15 protein-coding genes are annotated in these 17,817 nt (G+C 48.9%); all 15 read right to left on the reverse strand.

Features of this window, described 5'->3' with window-relative positions; all coding sequences use genetic code 11:
• Positions 1–10 precede the first annotated feature (10 nt).
• The 15 genes from FC20_RS00995 to plsX all read right to left on the reverse strand — a co-directional run bounded on the left by FC20_RS00995 (position 11) and on the right by plsX (position 17,797).
• Positions 11–1,330, reverse strand: coding sequence for an ATP-binding protein (locus FC20_RS00995; RefSeq protein ID WP_008459846.1), 1,320 nt, complete (start codon positions 1,328–1,330; stop codon positions 11–13).
• On the reverse strand, positions 1,330–3,243 hold the full coding sequence (locus FC20_RS01000; RefSeq protein WP_056945278.1) for a TerB N-terminal domain-containing protein: 1,914 nt from the start codon (positions 3,241–3,243) through the stop codon (positions 1,330–1,332). Before FC20_RS01000 ends, FC20_RS00995 begins: the two co-directional genes overlap by 1 nt.
• Positions 3,244–3,434: 191 nt before the next feature.
• Complete coding sequence (gene rplS, locus FC20_RS01005) at positions 3,435–3,782, reverse strand: 50S ribosomal protein L19 (RefSeq protein ID WP_008459843.1); 348 nt, start codon at positions 3,780–3,782, stop codon at positions 3,435–3,437.
• Between the two features lie 122 nt (positions 3,783–3,904).
• On the reverse strand, positions 3,905–4,636 hold the full coding sequence (gene trmD, locus FC20_RS01010; protein WP_008459841.1) for a tRNA (guanosine(37)-N1)-methyltransferase TrmD: 732 nt from the start codon (positions 4,634–4,636) through the stop codon (positions 3,905–3,907).
• Positions 4,636–5,139 carry a ribosome maturation factor RimM gene (gene rimM / locus FC20_RS01015; RefSeq protein WP_039943107.1) on the reverse strand — a complete coding sequence of 168 codons (504 nt, stop codon included), beginning with the start codon at positions 5,137–5,139 and terminating at the stop codon, positions 4,636–4,638. The genes trmD and rimM overlap by 1 nt, the downstream gene beginning before the upstream one ends.
• A gap of 60 nt (positions 5,140–5,199) precedes the next feature.
• Complete coding sequence (gene rpsP, locus FC20_RS01020) at positions 5,200–5,472, reverse strand: 30S ribosomal protein S16 (protein ID WP_002879737.1); 273 nt, start codon at positions 5,470–5,472, stop codon at positions 5,200–5,202.
• Positions 5,473–5,557: 85 nt separating this feature from the next.
• Positions 5,558–6,988: a signal recognition particle protein gene (gene ffh / locus FC20_RS01025; protein ID WP_008459835.1), complete on the reverse strand. Its 1,431-nt coding sequence runs from the start codon at positions 6,986–6,988 to the stop codon at positions 5,558–5,560.
• A gap of 5 nt (positions 6,989–6,993) precedes the next feature.
• On the reverse strand, positions 6,994–7,335 hold the full coding sequence (gene ylxM, locus FC20_RS01030; RefSeq protein ID WP_008459834.1) for a YlxM family DNA-binding protein: 342 nt from the start codon (positions 7,333–7,335) through the stop codon (positions 6,994–6,996).
• Between the two features lie 84 nt (positions 7,336–7,419).
• Entirely contained in the window at positions 7,420–8,844 is a 1,425-nt protein-coding gene (locus tag FC20_RS01035; RefSeq protein WP_008459833.1) for a C69 family dipeptidase, read from the reverse strand.
• Positions 8,845–8,910: 66 nt separating this feature from the next.
• Positions 8,911–10,206 (reverse strand): signal recognition particle-docking protein FtsY, encoded by a 1,296-nt coding sequence (gene ftsY / locus FC20_RS01040; protein WP_008459831.1) that lies wholly within the window; start codon positions 10,204–10,206, stop codon positions 8,911–8,913.
• A 2-nt stretch (positions 10,207–10,208) separates the two neighbouring features.
• Entirely contained in the window at positions 10,209–13,769 is a 3,561-nt protein-coding gene (smc, locus tag FC20_RS01045) for a chromosome segregation protein SMC (RefSeq protein WP_008459830.1), read from the reverse strand.
• Positions 13,769–14,467: a ribonuclease III gene (gene rnc, locus FC20_RS01050; protein ID WP_008459828.1), complete on the reverse strand. Its 699-nt coding sequence runs from the start codon at positions 14,465–14,467 to the stop codon at positions 13,769–13,771. The genes smc and rnc overlap by 1 nt, the downstream gene beginning before the upstream one ends.
• A gap of 128 nt (positions 14,468–14,595) precedes the next feature.
• On the reverse strand, positions 14,596–16,371 hold the full coding sequence (locus FC20_RS01055; RefSeq protein ID WP_008459826.1) for an oligopeptide ABC transporter substrate-binding protein: 1,776 nt from the start codon (positions 16,369–16,371) through the stop codon (positions 14,596–14,598).
• 139 nt (positions 16,372–16,510) lie between these two features.
• The gene (gene acpP, locus FC20_RS01060; protein ID WP_008459824.1) at positions 16,511–16,753 is read right to left on the reverse strand and encodes an acyl carrier protein; all 243 of its coding nucleotides are present in this window, start codon (positions 16,751–16,753) and stop codon (positions 16,511–16,513) included.
• A 51-nt stretch (positions 16,754–16,804) separates the two neighbouring features.
• Positions 16,805–17,797, reverse strand: coding sequence for a phosphate acyltransferase PlsX (plsX, locus tag FC20_RS01065; protein ID WP_008459822.1), 993 nt, complete (start codon positions 17,795–17,797; stop codon positions 16,805–16,807).
• Positions 17,798–17,817: the final 20 nt, after the last annotated feature.

Consider the following 17,817-nt stretch of genomic DNA (forward strand, 5'->3'; position numbering starts at 1 on the left):
CCTGTATCCCCTAAATGGTAAATTCGGCAAAATTGCTTTCGCCGTCATCTGAGTCAGCTTGATCCTCAATCAAATACTGGTCTGACCCCATTAAATCCGTAATCTTTTGGTCAGGATTTTGCATCGAAAGATCCAAAAGCTCGATAAAGTCCCGGATAATTTCTCTTGGCGTAAGCTTGCGCTCAGCCCCCACTCGGCCATATTCCAGCTTGATAAAGGCAGCTAGGTCAGCTTCAGTGATCTTTTTGTCATAGCCGTATAGCCCTGCATGCATGTCAGCTAATTTTTCCACCAGAATCAGCATCTCTTCCGGCGTTAAGGGCTCTAGGTGAATGACCGGCGCATTCAAGTCCCGGTTGCCTTCTTTAGAAAACTTGCCTTCAGCGAGGCGCGATCTCAAGGCCTCATAAGAGTAAACGCCCCGGCGCCGGTCTTCAACCGCTTGCGGGGTCGCCCCCATCAAGATGCCCAGGTACTTGGCCTTGCCCTGCATGGCGTCGTTATACATGGTCAAGAGCTTTTCATAGTTGTACTGGCGGGAGATCGCATTTGGAATCTTATAGAGGTTGACCAGCTCGTCGATCATGACAAAAAGGCCGCTATAGCCGGCTTGTCTAAAGAAGACGGCAAATAATTTCAAATAGTCATACCAGTCATCGTCTGAAATGATAATGTTGACGCCCAAATCGGCACGCGCTTCGCTCTTTAGCCGGTATTCGCCTCTAAACCACTTCACGACCTTGCCCTTGCTGTCTTCATCGCCACTCACATAAGCGTCATAGTAGCGAATCAAGAGCTTGGCAAAGTCAAAGCCGTGCACCATTTCGTTTAAGCTTAAGACCTGTTCTTGGATCTTCTTGGCAACGGTTTGGTTAAAGTTAGGCGAGTCGTATGGCAGCTCTTGCGCCACTTCCGTTTGGACCTGGTTAATCCAGCGGTCCAAAATCAAGGTCAAGGCCCCGCCTTCTGGCCGAGTCTTGGTGGCCAGGTTTTGGATCAGCTCACGGTAAGTGGCTAGCCCCTGCCCCTTTGACCCATGCAGGCGCCTTTCAGGCGACAAGTCCCCATCAGCCACAATGAAGTTTTTGTCCATCACATAGTTTCTGATCGTCTGGAGCAAAAAACTCTTCCCTGACCCATACTGGCCGACGATAAAGCGAAAAGAGGCACCGCCATCAGTGACCAAGTCCACGTCTTGCAAGAGCGCGTCAATTTCAGCCTTGCGGCCCACGGTAATGTAGGGCAGACCAATGCGGGGCACGACCCCACCTTTTAAAGAGTTGATTACGGTTTGCGCGATTCTTTTTGGCACGCGTCTTTTCTTCTCCACTATGCTTCCTCGATTCCTAAAATTTCTAACAAGTCTGGCCGGTAGTCCTCGATGATTTCGGCACTGTCCCCGTTGCTGTCGATGACCGTATCGCCGATTTCATCAAAAAGCTTGTCGTTAATGCCGTCGACCAGGACCGACAAAAAGAGGTGGTTCTGCTTGAGCAAAGTCTGATAGTCCTCTCCCTTGACTAGGTCCAGCAAAAAGCTGACTTCAAGTGGACTTAAGCCATAGTCATTTTCGGCTTGGGGACTAGCCATTTCTTTATCCTCTTCTTCAGTTTTTTGAACTGGATTTTCCTTTTCTGCTATTTTTTTAGCTTCTTCAGCCTCTAATGCTTTCTCTTCTTCAGTCAGCAGGTTGTCCCGGGTCACCGAGGCATCGGCCCGGATCTGGCCCAATTTCGACAAATCCAGGTCAATCTTGGGCCGACTTGCTTCTTTTTGTTCAGCCAAAAAGGCATTTATTCCCTTTTTCAGGGCTTCTAGATAAGCCGGCGGCACCTTCTTTTCCTTGAGCTTGCGACCAAAATGAAGTGCATCCCTTAACAAGCGGTCAAATTCATGGACAAAGGCAGGCAGCAACCGTCTTTGCTGCTGGCTGGGCCAATACTGGCTCACCTGCCACTGGCCACCTTGACAAAGATAGCTAATCCCGCCTGGTAAGGCAATTTCGGCTTCTTGAACTGGATTGGGACTGTAAAAAGTTACCTCGTTAAATAAAGTCAAGGGAACAGTGAGCTTTTGCCCAACCATGGTCTCAAGCAGATCATATGGTCCCTCTCTTAAGGCCTGCCAAACCAGTTCCAGCGCCCGGTAAAACTTCTCAGGCTCTTTTTTCAGCAAGGGGTTGGCCTTTGGCTGATAGGGCGACAAGCTGCAGAGCCCCTGATACATCTCTAAGCCTGGCGTGTCTTTTTGCAAAAGGGCCTGGTAGTTTTCCCCGCGCTTGATTTCACTGGTGAACAGTTTTTCAATTTCTGCTTGGGGAAAGGCGTAATATACCATGTAATTTTGTAAAAGATGCTTTTGCTGCCAGGAGGTAATCAGGTTGCTCTTTTTGGCCATTTGCTCAAAGAGGCGGTTTAATTGCTCTAGACCCTCTTCTTTATTCTTGACCCCAATCTGGCAGACCAGTTCGCTTTCCAGGAGGTAATAATAAGCTTCTTGACCGCCGCCAGCTTCACCTTTTCGGAACTGCGTCCGCCAGGTAAAATAGCCCCGAAGCTGCTTGGGCGTCAGGTCATGATAGACTGGCCGAGTCTTGACGACGGTGCCATGATATGCTTCATCATCTTCATAGTCCGCCATCAGCTGACCCTGGTGGTAAAAGTTGATCTCTCGCCTTTTGGCAGCTGGAGCCTGATAGTCATAGGCTTCCTGCATCTGCTTGATCCGGGCTGGAATCTCATTTTTCTCTTGCAGGCGGTTATGGTCGCTGGCCTGAATAAAGTCAGCTCTCGCCGGAATTTTTTCAGCTTGGTACTCTTTTTCTTCAAGCTGACTTTTTTCACCAGTTTCCGGCAACAAGACAATATTTTCTTGTTCATGGACCTTTTCTGATCTTGGTGCCCTGTTTACTGGCCGCCCCGCCTGAAAGGCAGAATCGATCGTTTTATACAAAAAAGCTTCGTCCAGGTCAGGACTGGTCAAATCCACCCGGACCCAGCCCGGGTCTTGCATGAACTGGCTCTGGCTAAAGGCCGGCCGGCTGGCAAAAAAGCGGGCTAGTGAACCCAGCTTAAGCTCCATGGCTTCTTCTGCCTCGTCCCCTTTTTCTTTAAAAAGGAGACCAAAACTCTCAGAAGCTCCCGGTGCAATCAACGCGGCTAGTGAGCGAGACTGGTTGCTGATAAATTCAATCTCGATCCCATATTTTCTTATTAAGTAGTCAGTCAGATCCGCCAGCTTCATCCGTTCACCCCATTTTTGCCTATTGCTCAATCTTAGCAACAAACATTATAACACATCTTCTAGCATTTTTTCGAACGCTTGTTCAAGAACTTGCTAGCAACTTTTACATAAATAAAAAAAGAGAAAGAAAAAAGAAGAAAAAGCAAAATAAAAAGCCTGCTTCCGCATGGAAGCAGGCTTTCTGGCGTCTATTAACGACGACGTTCTGCGATACGAGCAGCCTTACCGCTACGAGTCCGCAGGTAGTAAAGCTTAGCGCGGCGTACGCGGCCGTGGCGAGTAACTTCAACCTTAGCAACACGTGGAGTGTTAACTGGGAAAGTCCGTTCAACGCCAACGCCTGAAGCGATCTTACGAACAGTGTAAGTAGCACCGATGCCAGTGCCCTTCTTCTTGATTACAACACCTTCGAAGATCTGGATACGTTCGTGAGTACCTTCAACAACACGTACGTGAACACGAACAGTGTCCCCAGCACGGAAGTCAGGCATATCGTCACGAAGTTGTTCTTTAGTCAATTCTTGAATTAATGGATCCATTATGTTTCTCCTTCTACGGCATTCATCAACCTTTTCGCGGCCAGCGGAACACCCCTAATCTTTTGTTGAAATACCAACTTCTATATAGTAGCAGATTTAAAAAGTCAGCGCAAGATTTTTTCTTAATTTTCTGAGTCAGCAATTTCTGCCTTGATATCAGCTAACATATGCTTTTCTTCTTTGGTCAAGTCCCGGCCCTCCAGCATGTCTGGACGGTGCAGGTAGGTCGCCTTTAAGGCTTGGTAGTGCCGCCATTCGGCAATATTGCCGTGGTTACCGGATAAAAGGATGTCAGGTACCTTCTGCCCTTCAAAGTCAGCTGGACGGGTATATTGCGGATATTCCAGTAAGCCATCTGAAAAAGATTCTTCCACAGCCGACATGGCATTGCCCAAGATCCCTGGCAAAAGCCGCACCGTAGCGTCGATCATGGACATGGTTGGCAGTTCACCCCCAGTTAATACGTAGTCGCCGATCGACACCGTTTCGTCTGCCAAGTCATAAACCCGCTGATCAAAGCCCTCGAAGTGGCCGCAAATAAAGGTCAGATTCTCTTCTTTTGACCATTCCTGAGCCATCTGCTCGTTAAAAGTCTTGCCCTGAGGTGCAGTGATGATGACCTTGCCCTTATTTTCTAAAGATTCTAGAGCCGCCTTGATGGGCATGATTTGGAGGACCATCCCGGCCCCGCCCCCATACGGCGTGTCGTCAACAGAAGCGTGGGGTCTAGTTGAAAAATCGCGGAAGTTGACCAGGTTTAGTTTCCACTTGCCATCTTCTTGTCCGCGCCCAAGCAAAGAGACCTGCAAGGGGGTAAACATTTCTGGAAACAGGGTCAAAACATTGATCTTCACTATCTTAAGCCCTCCATCAATTGTACCCGGACTACTTTTTGCTCAATATCAACGCTCTTGACTACATCCGGAATATAAGGGATCCAGAACTTCTTTCCATTTTCTTCCGTAATTTCCCAAATATCGTTGGCACCTGGGGCTTCAATGTCAGTCAGTTCACCAATCTTTTCACCCTTTTCATCGTCAACGACCGTGCAGCCTAAGAGGTCCCGGTAGTAATATACCCCATCTGGCAATTCGCCTTGGTCTTCTTCGCTGACAACTAATTCTTGCCCCTTGACCTTTTCGGCTTCATCAATCCCGGGAATTTCGTTAAAGGTTACCAGCCAAAACTGCTTGAAGGGCCGGCCAGCCTTGACCGTCACTTCTTGGCGGTTTGGTCCAAGGTACAGTCTTGAGCCTTCAGCGAACCGGTCTTCAGGGAAATCAGTCGTGATCGCCACTTTCACTTCGCCCTTCAAGCCGTGCGTTGCCACGATCTTGCCCACGTTGTAGTAGTTCATCGTCATTTCGTTCCTTTTCAATAAAAAAAGTTTGAAGCGCGTGCCTCAAACTTTCTCCAATTACTTGTTGTACTTTTCGTCGTGCAACTTAGCCATCAAGCCAGCGCCTGACAGAAGTGAACGAACAGTGTCTGAAGGTTGTGCACCCTTCTTCAGCCATTCAAAGATCTTGTCTTCGTCCAGCTTCAATTCCTTTGGTTGTGAAACTGGGTTGTAGTAACCAACTTCTTCGATGAAGCGGCCATCACGTGGAGCACGTGAATCTGCAACAACGATACGGTAAAATGGCTTTCTCTTGGCACCCATGCGGCGCATACGAATCTTAACTGACATTATGTGTCCTCCTAAATTTCAATAGTTATACTATAGCACGGAAAAAAGGCCCTGTAAAGTATTTTCCCTTAACAGTTTCAAAAAATTAGGAGTGGAACCGTTTAACCTTCTTCAGCCGCTTAGCCTTCTTCTTCTTAAAGCTCTTGCCCATCTTCCGCATGGCCATCTTAGCCATTGGAGAGTTCATCCCTGGCAATTTTTCCAGATCCTTGAAGTTGCCCTTGGTAACCTTGGACATCATGTCCTTGGCTACCTTGAATTCCTTGATCATCCGGTTGACTTCCACGATTGGCACCCCGCTCCCGGCAGCGATCCGGCGCCGGCGGCTTGGGTTTAGCAGGTTTTCGTCTTCTCTTTCTGCTGGAGTCATGGAGTAGACGATGGCCTTGGTGTGGGCGATCTGCTTTTCGTCAATGGACATGTTCTTTAATTGCGGGTTGTTGGCCATGCCTGGAATCATCTTCATGATTTCATCCAGTGGCCCCATCTTTTGTACCTGCTCTAACTGGTCAATGAAGTCGTTAAAGTCAAAGGTGTTTTCCCGCATCTTTTGGGCAACCTTTTCGGCTTGCTTAGCGTCGTAGTCTTGCTGAGCCTTTTCAATCAGAGTCAGCATGTCCCCCATGCCGAGGATTCTGGAAGCCATCCGGTCAGGGTGGAAGACTTCAAGATCGGTCAATTTTTCCCCTTGACCAGTAAAGAGGATTGGCTTGCCAGTTACGGCTCTAATGGACAAGGCGGCCCCGCCACGGGTGTCCCCGTCCAGCTTGGTCAAGATGATGCCGGTGATGTCCAGGCGGTCGTTAAAGCCTTGAGCCACGCCGGTTGCAGCTTGACCCGTCATGGCATCAACGACCAAAAGGATGTTGTCTGGGTGGGCCACCGCCTTGACTTCTTCTAGTTCCTTCATCAAAGGTTCGTCGATTTCAAGACGCCCAGCCGTGTCGATGATGACGTAGTCGTTATGGTGCTTTTCGGCTTCGGCCAAACCAGCTTCCACGATCTTAGCAACGTTCTTTTCGTTTAAGTCGCTGTAAACGGGAACTTCCAGCTTTTCCCCAATCTGCTTGAGCTGGTCAATGGCGGCTGGCCGGTAGATGTCACCGGCAATCAGGAATGGCCGAGCCTTTTCTTCCTTCATCAGGCGGTAGGCCAGCTTACCAACCGTGGTGGTCTTACCAGTACCCTGCAGACCGACCATCATGATGATGGTTGGGATGTGCGGTGCCTTGTTTAGGGCAACGGCTTCTTCCCCCATCATCTTGGTCAGTTCTTCGTTAACGATCTTGATGACTTGCTGACCTGGAGTCAGTGATTCTTGAACTTCTTGGCCCAGGGCCCGCTTTTTGATAGTCTTGATAAAGTCCTTAACGACTTTAAAATTAACGTCTGCTTCTAAGAGGGCCAGACGGATTTCTCTAGAAGCGGCGTTAATGTCATCTTCAGAAATCTTGCCCTTGCCAGTCAGGTTGCGCAGGGCTTTTTGCAATCGTTCGCTTAAATTTTCAAATGCCATTTACTTTATTCTCCTCTGACCAGCCGCAAGAGGGTTTGCAGCTGTTGTTTCGTACCGGCTACATCATCATCGTCTAGACAAGCCTCTGCATTTTCTAGTCCAGCTTCAATTTGGCCAAAAGTGGTCAAGAGCTGCAGCTTGGCTTCATATTTTTCCAGCGCCTTAGTGCTTCTCTTCAAGTTGTCATAGACCGCGGCTCTTGAAACCTGATGATTGTCGGCTATTTCACCTAGTGAAAGATCGTCATAATAATAATCTTCAAAATATTCTTGCTGCCCACTGGTTAGCAAGCTGCCATAGAGGGCGTATAAATCGCCCAGGGCTTCGTTTTTGCTTAGTTCATCCATCTTTTTCACCTGGATATTAGTATATCAAAAAGTTGCCGGTCCATAAAGAAAAGCACCGCAAGATGCAGTGCTTTAATAGCTAATTTATAGATTTTTATCCATGTTAAAAGTTAATTTGGACATCTTGATGGCTTCTTTAAAGAGCTCGCCCCATACCTTTTCGGTTTCCTGGCGGGTATGAGCAACCGTTTCTTGGTTAGCCTTGGTTAAGTATGCAGTCAGCTCTTCGCCAGCATACTTTTGACCAGCTTCAATCACTTCTGCCACCCGGCTTCTGAAGTAGCGGTTTAATTCCGTCAAGTACTTCACGTCCACTTGGACAAATTGTGGGTAGTGGCTTTCAACCAGAGCTGCAAAGGACTTGTAGTACCACCAGGCATCATTCATGTTGTAGTCAAGACTAGTGTTACTATATGACGGATCCGTATCATTCATGTTGGTAAAGAACGGAACAAATGGCGTAAAGGTTGGACCGCCGATACAAAGCCACATGATGCCGGCCATCTCTTCTGGCACGTCCCGGCGGATTTCCAGGATGTGGGCGTTTTGGGTCCGGTTTAGGCCGATTGGCCGGTAGCGGTGGTGTTCTTCATCCGTCCCGCGGGTGCCAAAGGGATCAAAGACCGTGTCTTGGTAGTGTGAGCCCAGGATGTATTCGATGTCTTCTTTGCTGATCTTCTTTTCGGCCTTGCGGATAAATGGCAAGTCTGGGTCTTCAGGGTCTTGCTCAATGCTTGGGTTCAGGATCTTTTGCCCATACCAGACCCGGGAAGTGTTGTAGTGGCGGTCTTGCTCAGTATAGGTGCCAAAAATGTGGCGGAAGTTCCAGGCGTAGATGTCTGGATTTAAATTGTGGTCAGCCACAAATTCCCGGATGCCTTCGCTCCACATGAAGTCGTCCGGCTTGTCAAAGTCAACTTCTTCAATGGAAACCCGGTTAGCAGCAATTGCGTAGGCATCGTCTGGAATTCTTTGGGCCACCCAGTGGTGACCGGTTACGATTTCCATGTACCAGATTTCGTCCTTATCAGAAAAGAGCACGGAGTTGCCGGCTGGTGACCCATACTTGGCAATCAGCTTGCCCAGATACTGTACGCCGTCCCGAGCTGAATCAATATAAGGCAAAACGACGTTAACGATGCAGTCTTCGTCAAGACCGTCCACCACTAATGGATCAAAGGCCAAGGTCCGCTCGTTGCCGTAAGTTGATTCGGTGGCTGACATGGCCACGTTCTTTTCGTTAATCCCGCTTTCTTCATAGTAGCCGTACTTCTTGTAGTCAACGTTTGGCACGGCTGGGTAGCGGTAGGCATCTTCTGGCAGGTCCATTTCAAACTTGTTCAGCCAAGATTTGATCTTGCGGCCCTTTTGCCCGTGAACGGCAGGATTCACGACGAACTTTTGCTGGTTTAATGGAGAAAAGGTATCGTCATTTCTGGCGATCAAGTTGTTGCCATCCATGGCGGCCTTTTTGCCAACCAGGATGCTGGTACATGCATCATCTTTCATAGAAATTGAAAATCTTCTTTCTTTTATTTTTGCAAAAACTAATTCAGGTAACTTTTTGACTAATTCTTACAGCAAGTCGTGGAAGAGACCAACGGCAAAATTAGCCGCATCAAAGTCGGCCAAATCTTCTGGCTTTTCGCCTAAACCGACCAACTTAACCGGCAGCTTCATTTCGTGGCGGATGGCCAAGACCACGCCGCCCTTTGAAGACCCATCTAGCTTGGTTAAAACCAGACCGGTCAGCTTGGTCGTCTTGTCAAATTCCTTAGCCTGCATCAGGGCATTTTGCCCAGTTGAACCGTCCAAAACCAGCAAAGTTTCAGCTGGCTGGTCCGGCAGCTGCTTTTTGATGGTTCTTTGGATCTTTTCCAGTTCATTCATCAAGTTGACCTTGTTTTGGAGCCGCCCCGCCGTGTCGACTAAAAGGTAGTCAGCTTGTTCATCGATCGCCTTGGTCAAGCTATCGTAGACAACGGCAGCTGGGTCAGCCTGGTCCTTACCGCGAACCACTGGCACGTCAACCCGCTTGCCCCATTCAACCAGCTGCTCGACCGCCCCGGCTCTAAAGGTATCGGCGGCAACCAGGATGACCTTTTTGCCTTGATCATGCAGGCGCTTGGCCAGTTTGCCGACCGTCGTGGTCTTGCCCGCGCCGTTGACGCCGACAAAGAGGTAGACATTTGGCTTGGCACTAGGGTCGTAAGCCAGTTTTTCCTGTTCTGGGTCGCCGTTGTCGTCGTAGACTTCAACCAGCTTTTGCACGATGACCTTCTTCAAGTCGTCTCTGCTCTTGGCCTTTTGCAGCTTGGCTTCTTCTCGGAGCTGGTCAGTCAAGTCTTCGCTGGTTTCATAGCCAACGTCTGACTCAATCAGGAGTTCTTCCAGGTCGTCGAAGAAGTCTTCGTCAACCGTTCTGAATTTGGCCAAGAAGGCATTCAAACGTGCGCCAAAACCCTTGTTGGTCTTGGACAAGCCTTTTTCGTACAGTTCAACATTCTGGTCTTCGGTGGTTTCTGCTTCTGGTTCAGGCTCTGCTTCTTCAGTCTTTTCTTCGACTGCTTCTTCCTTGCTTTCTACATTTTCTTCAGCAACAGGAATTTCTGCTTCAGTTTCTTCCTTAACTTCCTCAGTCTCAGTTTCTTCTGCTTCAGTACTCTCAACAGATTCACTTTCAACAGATTCTTCCGTCTTTACTGTTTCTTCTTTTGTAGTTTCAGGTGTTTCTGTACTTTCAGGAGCTTCTTCAGCTGCTTCTTCCTTTTCTTCTGCTTGCTCTTGTTGTTCTTGAGCTTTTTCCTCTTTTTCCTCTTCGGTTTCCTTTTGACCAAAAAGGCTCTTCTTAATGCGATCGAATAATCCCACGACTACACCTCATCTTGATAATCTTTCAGTGATACTGACAAAACTTGCGATACCCCAGATTCCTGCATCACGACCCCGTACAGCTGGTCGGCCATTTCCATGGTCCCCCGCCGGTGGGTGATCACGATGAACTGGGTCTTGGTATCATATTGCTTTAAAAAGTGAGCAAAGCGCACAACGTTGGCATCGTCCAGCGCTGCTTCTACTTCATCTAAAACGCAGAACGGCACTGGGTTGACTTCCAGCATGGCAAAAAGCAGGGTAATCGCAGTTAGTGACCGCTCGCCCCCAGACAAGAGGCTGAGCCGCTGCAGCTTCTTGCCAGGCGGCTGGGCGATAATCTCAATCCCGCTCTCTAAGAGGTCATCTGGATCGGTCAAAGCCAGTTTGGCATTGCCCCCGCCAAAGACCTGCGGGAAGAGGCGGCTAAAGGACTCGGCGATTTGGTTAAAGCTTTCGCTGAAGCGGTCCTTGACCTCTTGGTCCAGTTCATCCATCGACTTTTGCAGGTTTTCCCGGGCCTCCAGCAAGTCGTTTTGCTGCCCATTCAAAAAGTCATAGCGCTCTTTTACTTCCTGGTATTCATCAATAGCTGCCAGGTTGACCGGTCCGATATCATCTAAGGACAGCTGGTGGAGCTTGACACTTCTTCTTAGGGCATGGCAGTGCTCTGGCGTATTTTCAACCTGGGCCTGCTTGAGAGCCGCTTCGTAAGTCAAAGAATAATCTTCACTTAACTGGGTCAGGCGCTGGTTGAGTTTCCCTTGCACCGTTGCCAGGTTAACTGACCGCTCTTCTTGCTCACTAGCCGCATTTTTCCGCAGGTCATAGTTGCGGGTGGCCACGGCTTCTAGCTGGTTGATCTGACCATTTAACTGGCCCAAAAGCTGGCTGGCCCGGTTTAGCTCGCCTTCTTTTTCAGCCTTGATTTTTTCCTGCTTGCCCAGATCCAGCAATAATTCTTCTTTCTTGCTGGCTGATAGGTTGCTAGAAGCTGCTAGTGCCTGCACCTTGTCTTGGAGCTGCCGAATCTGCTTTTGGCTTGCCCGTTTTTGTCCCTGCTTTTCCTTAATCCGGTTATTCAGGTTTTCCAGCTTGTTTGCCAAAACCGCGATCTGCGGATCCAGCTGAGCAAGCTCACTTTGTACGCCTTGGTTGTGGTCCGTGTAGTTTTGGATGGCTTCTTGCAAGTCCGCCATTTCCTGCTTTTGCTTCTCAGCCTGCTTCTCTAAGGCAGCTCTTTCAGCGGTCACCTTAGCAAGCTCAGCTTGCTGCTTTGCCAAAGCCGCCTTTTGTTCAGCCTGCTGCCTTTGGTAGAGCTGGCTGGCGCTTTCTAAGCGGCCAACTTCTTTTTCCTGGCTCTTGAAGGTCAAGGCGACTGTATTGATTTCCTGGTCTTGTTCTTGCAGCTCTTGACCTAATACCGCAAGTTTTTGCTCAATTTCAGCTAATTCTTCAGACTTTTGCTTGAGACTGCGCTCTAGGTCTTGAACATTGGCAGCCAAGGATTCGATGGTTTCTTGAGCCTTGGCAATTTCCGCTGTCGTTTGCAGAGGCGAGTTATTCCGCTGGTTTCTAGCACCACCGGTCATGGCCCCGCCTGGGCTGATCACGTCCCCGTCCAAGGTGACGACCCGGTAGCGGCCAATCTGCCGGGAAACCTGCATGGCAGTATTCATCTGGTCCACAATGATGATGTTGCCTAACAGGTACTGGATGGCTGGCTCAATGTTGATCCCGCCCTTAGCTGTTACCAGGTCGCTCGCAACGCCGCAAAAGCCCGGATACTGCTCTAAAGCCCGCTTGGTTGATTCCGGAATCGCCCGGTAGCGCAAGCCGTCTAGTGGCAAAAAAGTTGCCCGGCCCAGGTGCTGGCGCTTGAGTTGGTCAATAGCATCCCGAGCTGCCACACGGTTTTGGGCAACCAGGTTCTGCACGCCCCCGCCTAAAGCCGTCGTCATTGCGGCTTCAAGGTCACTGGGGAAGGTCAAGAGCTCACCGACAGCCCCGATAATGCCAGGGTAGTGGTCCAGATGGTTCAGGATCTGTCTGACCCCGGCATAGTAGCCTTCGTGCCGCTTTTGGATGTTTTCTAAGGCATCCCGTCTAGCGGTCAACCTTTGCAGGTTAACCTGGGCCATTTGCAGCTGCTTTTCAGCCGTCTGCTTGTTAATCCCCGCCTTGCCAGCAGCGTCTTGCAGCTGCTGGTAGTCAGCCTGCTTGGCCTGCCGATCCTGGGTCAGCTTTTTCCCCTTGGACCGCAGTTTTTCCAGCTCCTGCCGGCTGCCTTCCAGCTGACTAGACACGTCATCATAGCGCTGGTCACGAGATTCTTCACTTCGCTTAATCTCGCTTTCCAAAAAGAGCTGCCGGTTTTTAGCCGTTGTTTGGTCCTGCAGAGTTTGGATATAGTTGTTTCTGGTATCTTCCAGGCGCTGGCGCAGCTGCTCAGGGTCTTCTGTTAGATCAGCAGCCAGCTTTTCTCTCTGGTTTTCAAGAGCATTCTTTTTAGCTTCTAGTTCACTAGCAGCCTTGTTCAGTTCAGCCAGTTCTTGGTCAGCCTGAACCACTGCCGCTTTTAAAGCTTCCAGCTGCTTTTCGTATTCTTGCTTGGTTGCCTGGTCATATTGGCTGGATTGCTGGGACACCTGCAAGGAAGTATTGATCTCAGACAGCTGACTGCCTAGCTTAACGACTTCTGCCTGCAGCTTGTCCCGCTTTTCGCTTTCCAGCTGATATTCTTCCCTTTTAGCGGCCAGCTTGGCTTGGGACTGCTTGACTTCAGCATCCAGCCGGCTTAAGAGCTGTTTGCTTTCCGCTAGCTTACCCTTGATTTCCTGCTCTTCTTCGCTCAAATTAGAAATTTCAAAGGCTAGCAGGGTCTTTAAGTCATTGTCCAGGGCCGTTTTTTGGAACTTGTATTCTTGCGCCAAAGAACTCTGCTCATGCAGGGGCTCAATCCGCTTTTCCAGTTCCTTGACCAGGTCGTTGATCCGGATCAAGTTGTCGTTGGTCGCCGCCAGCTGCCCTTGGGCCTGCTGCTTTTGCTGCTTAAAGTGCAAAACGCCGGCGGCTTCTTCAAAAATCCCCCGCCGCTCTTTTGCCTGGGAGTTTAAGATCTGGTCCACCCGGCCCTGGGAGATGATGGCTAAGGAATTTTGTGAAATCCCGGAGTCCATAAAGAGCGCCCGGACATCCCGCAGGCGCACTGATTGGTTGTTGATCTGGTAATCATTGTCGCCAGAGGCTAAAATCCGCCGGCTGACCACCACCTGGTCGGCTGGGAAGTCCAGCTCCCGATTTTTATTGTCAAAAATCATGGTCACCTGCGCCCGGTTTAGGGGCTTGCGGGTGGCAGAACCAGCAAAGATGATGTCTTTCATGTTCCGCCCACGCAAGGACTTGGCGCTGCCTTCCCCCATCACCCAGCGAATGGCTTCGGTAATATTGCTTTTGCCAGAGCCGTTGGGGCCCACGATACCGGTGATCCCCTTGGTAAAATCGATTATGGTCTTATCGGCAAAAGATTTAAATCCATCAATAATTAAACTTGTGAGGGGCACTATTTTTCCCTTTCATTCAACCGGCTTAAAGCATGCTTAGCCGCATCTTGTTCAGCCTTTTTCTTATTGCGGCCCTCGCCTTGAGCCAAGACCTGGCCGTCCACACTGACTTCGACCTCAAAGTGAGGCGGCTGCTGGCTTTCCTTTAATACCCGGTACTCAATCTTGACCGTCCCATTTTGCTGCAAGAATTCCTGCAGGTCAGTCTTAAAGTCTCGAGACGGGGTAAAGTAGCCGGCATCAATCAAAGGATAAACCGTCTGCTTTAAAAAGTTTTCAACAGCACCGATGCCCTGGTCTAAGAACAAGGCACCGTTAAAGGCTTCAAACACGTCTTCCAGGAGCGCCTTGCGTTCCCGGCCACCGGCCTTTTCTTCGCCGACGCCCAGCTGGATTTCTTCTTTAAAGCCGCATTCTAAGGCGACTTTAGAAAAACCTTCCGTTCTCACAATATTGGATCTCAGGCGGGTCAATTCGCCTTCATTTAGCTTTTGAAAATGGCGGTAGAGGTAGTCAGAAACCGTAAATTCCAAGACCGCATCGCCCAAGAATTCCAGCTTTTCGTAATTGCCATAATTTTTACGAGGATTTTCGTTTACGTAAGATGAGTGGGTGAAGGCTTCTTCGAGCAGCCGTTCATCCTTAAACTTGACTCCATAGTCATCAGATAGCTTTTTAATAAATTTAGTCGAAACCATGCTTGTTTCAGTCCTTTCGTATCATTGAAATTATACCAAAAAGGCCGCCAGCCTTGCCGAATTTTTAGCAATCCATATAAAAAACTCTGTTAAAAAACAGAGTTCCTTAATACTTGTCAAAAATTTGTCTACTTCTTAAAGCCCACCTTGTACCAGAGCGGGTGGTTGTTGTTTTCTTGAGAAGATTCAAGAGAGTAATTAAGCAAGTTCTTGTTGATGGCCATGATCCGGTAAGAGCTGGTCAAAGGAATGACATATGCCTGGTCTTGCATGTACTCTTGCCATTCCTTAAAGACCTTGATCCGGTAGTTCAGATTAAAGGATTTTTCTGAGTCCATCTCATTGATCAGCTTGGTGTTCTTATCTGTCGCAAAGCGGCCAAGATTATACTGGGTCCCGGAACCATAGATCCCATTTTGGGATGGCTCATCGTTTAGGCTCCAGCCAGCAATGAACATGTCTACTTGGGAATCATCGCTGAACAAGAGACTGTAAAAGCTGTTGAATTCCATCAAGCTGCCGGACGTTAAGGTCACGTGAAGGCCGATCTTGCGCCACATCTTAATATAGTTGTTGATGATCTTGACTTGGCTAGAATCCCTAGTCATGGCAGCCAGGTGGATGGTTAGCTTGTGCCCTTGCGGGTCGCGGCGGTATTTTTCACCCTTCTTGCGCTTGTAGCCTGCCTTGTCCAAAAGCTCTTCGGCTTTTTTCGGGGAATATGGGTAGCCTTCAAGGCTGTCATTGTAGTAGTCGCCATATTCAGCAGGAATCAAGGTCTTGATTCTAAAGGTCAAGCCAGACGTATATTTGCGCTCAATCTCAGTAACGTTCATGGCATAGCCAATGGCCTGCCGCAGGGACTTGTTGGCCATCTTGGCCTTTTTGTTCATCTTGACCTGGCTAGTCTTAGCATCCCAAGTCCCCAGCTTAAAGCCTAAGTAAGTGTAGCTCAGTGGAATATTCGCCACAAAGTTGTAGCCTTTTTGCTTTTTAATCTGGCTCCACTGGGAATTGACCACTTCGATGACATCATAAGTCTTTTGCTTGATGGCGGTTGCCACTGACTTAGGCGAGATGATGGAGATCACGATCTTTGATAGACTTGGCGTACCCCGCCAGTAGTACTTGTTGGGTACCCAAGTAACTGATTGACCAGTCACCATGCTCTTAACCCGGTAAGGACCAAAGTAAAGAGGCTTTTGCCGAATCTGGTAGCTGGTCTTGAGCTTTTTAAAAGGGACGCTCTTTAAATAGTGATAAGGCACTGCTGATTCGCAGAAGTAGCCATTCCCCGTCTTCAGCATCCCCGGGTGCATGGCTAAAAAGTGGATGACAACTTTGCGGCCATTTTCCCCATCAGGCATCTCGATCCCCGAAATCGTCTTGGCCTGGCCATCGTGGTAGGCCTTTAAGCCAACAACATCTTGCAAGGATGAAGTATAGTGGGCAGAATTGGTGGCCCGGTTGGCGATGACCTCATAAGCATACTCAACGTCCTTAGCTACGACCTGCTTGCCGTCAGACCACTTTACGCCCTTCTTGATGGTAATCGTGATTGTTTTAGCCTGCCGGTCTAAGGAAAACTTGGCAGGGCCACTGTTGGTGATGTTATAGCTGTTATCCGTATCAAACAAGGACTCAGAGCCAAACTGGGCCAGCTTGGCTTCAGTCGTAGAATCAGCCAGTTCGTCTGAAAAGATCCCAGAAAAAGGCGTATCCGTCTCAAGAGCGACCTTGATGGTGCCGGACTTTTTGGTCGTGCCAAAGCTGGTCGCAATTGGGAACTGCATGGCATCTTCGGCACCGCTATTGGTGTTCTTTTTGCTAGTTTTTTGTTGACCGCAGGCTGTTAGCAAGAATGCCGCTAACAGGCAAACCGTCAGGAAGCGAATTTTCCTCATTAAAAATCCCCTCTGTTAATTACTCTTCTAGTTGTATAGTTTAGCATAATGTGAAAAAGAATTCTTAAAGCAAAAAAGCACTCATCAATTAACGATGATGAATGCTTCCAAATTAATTTTCACTTAGCTTGGTAAAGAATTACCCTTGGTGGCTTTTGATGTAGGCTACAGCGTCGCCCACAGTAGCCAGCTTTTCGGCTTCTTCGTCAGGAATTTCTGCACCGAATTCGTCTTCCAGCTGCATGACAAATTCTACCAAGTCGATTGAGTCTGCATCCAGGTCTTGGGTGAAGTTGGTGTCCATGGTGATCTTGCTTTGGTCCAATTGGAAGTTGTCCGCAATCAGCTTGGCAATCTTGTCAAAAATTTCTTGTTCAGTCATCGCGATGTTCTCCTTAAACTTTTTCTTGTCTTTTTATCTACTTACGAAAATCTACTTGCTAAATTCAGCCTTAAATGCCGAAATCAAGTCTTCAGTCAAAATCTTGTCAATCTGCTTAACGGCATAGTAAACCGCCCGGGCATCAGAGCGGCCATGCTGCTTGACAACAGGTGAGTTAACTCCGAGTAAAACAGCCCCGCCGTATTTGGCCGTGTCAAAGCGGCTAGCAACAGTCTTTAAGGCATCCTTGGCTAAAAGCGCCCCAAGCTTGGCCTTCACGCCGTTGTTCAGGAGGCCATCCTTTAAGAGGTGGATGATGACGCTAGCCGTGCCTTCGATACTCTTTAAGACGGCATTACCGGTAAAGCCGTCAGTCACCACGACATCTGCCTTGCCAGTTAAAAGCTCGTGTCCTTCGATGTTGCCGGTAAAGTTCAGCTTGCTGTCTTTGAGCAACTGGTAGACCGCCTTATGGAGGTCATCACCCTTGTCATATTCAGCACCGTTGTTGAGTAAAGCCACGCGCGGGTTCCTCACGTTACGAACCTTTTCGGCATAGTAAGCTGCCATTTCTGCCCATTGCACTAGGTATTCTGGCTTACTGGTGGCGTTAGCCCCAACATCGATGATGTTGAAGCCATCATCGGAAGATTGAACCGGCATGGTTGGCATTAAGCCTGGCCGCGCCACGCCCTTGATCCGGCCAATGATAAAGATGCCGCAAGAAAGCAGCGCCCCCGTGTTGCCTAATGAAAGCAATGCATCTGCCTTGCCTTCCTTGACCCAGTTAGCCGCAACCACCATGGAAGAATTTTTCTTGGACCGCATGGCCTTAACTGGCTCATCTTCGTCCAGGATCACTTCCGTTGTAGCCACGATTTCAATTTGCGGATCGTCTTGAGGCAAAAGTTCCTTTAACTGAGCTTCATCGCCAAAAAGGATAAATTGATCTTCTGGCAACTCTGCTTTTGCCTTTAAGACGGCATCAACGATTGCCTTTGGCGCGTTTTCCCCGCCCATGGCATCAATCGCAATTCTTTTCATTTCTTGTCTCAATTTCTTTC

The sequence above is a fragment of the Lactobacillus equicursoris DSM 19284 = JCM 14600 = CIP 110162 genome (assembly GCF_001434815.1).
GTDB classification, from domain to species: Bacteria; Bacillota; Bacilli; order Lactobacillales; family Lactobacillaceae; genus Lactobacillus; species Lactobacillus equicursoris.

What these genes read in the sequence shown, in the direction of transcription:
- FC20_RS01000 (WP_056945278.1), bottom strand. Translation starts at nt 3,243, where the DNA reads ATGAAGCTGGCGGATCTGACTGACTACTTAATAAGAAAATATGGGATC.
- rplS (WP_008459843.1), bottom strand. Translation starts at nt 3,782, where the DNA reads ATGGATCCATTAATTCAAGAATTGACTAAAGAACAACTTCGTGACGAT.
- rimM (WP_039943107.1), bottom strand. Translation starts at nt 5,139, where the DNA reads ATGAACTACTACAACGTGGGCAAGATCGTGGCAACGCACGGCTTGAAG.
- rpsP (WP_002879737.1), bottom strand. Translation starts at nt 5,472, where the DNA reads ATGTCAGTTAAGATTCGTATGCGCCGCATGGGTGCCAAGAGAAAGCCA.
- ffh (WP_008459835.1), bottom strand. Translation starts at nt 6,988, where the DNA reads ATGGCATTTGAAAATTTAAGCGAACGATTGCAAAAAGCCCTGCGCAAC.
- ylxM (WP_008459834.1), bottom strand. Translation starts at nt 7,335, where the DNA reads ATGGATGAACTAAGCAAAAACGAAGCCCTGGGCGATTTATACGCCCTC.
- FC20_RS01035 (WP_008459833.1), bottom strand. Translation starts at nt 8,844, where the DNA reads ATGAAAGATGATGCATGTACCAGCATCCTGGTTGGCAAAAAGGCCGCC.
- rnc (WP_008459828.1), bottom strand. Translation starts at nt 14,467, where the DNA reads ATGGTTTCGACTAAATTTATTAAAAAGCTATCTGATGACTATGGAGTC.
- FC20_RS01055 (WP_008459826.1), bottom strand. Translation starts at nt 16,371, where the DNA reads ATGAGGAAAATTCGCTTCCTGACGGTTTGCCTGTTAGCGGCATTCTTG.
- acpP (WP_008459824.1), bottom strand. Translation starts at nt 16,753, where the DNA reads ATGACTGAACAAGAAATTTTTGACAAGATTGCCAAGCTGATTGCGGAC.
- plsX (WP_008459822.1), bottom strand. Translation starts at nt 17,797, where the DNA reads ATGAAAAGAATTGCGATTGATGCCATGGGCGGGGAAAACGCGCCAAAG.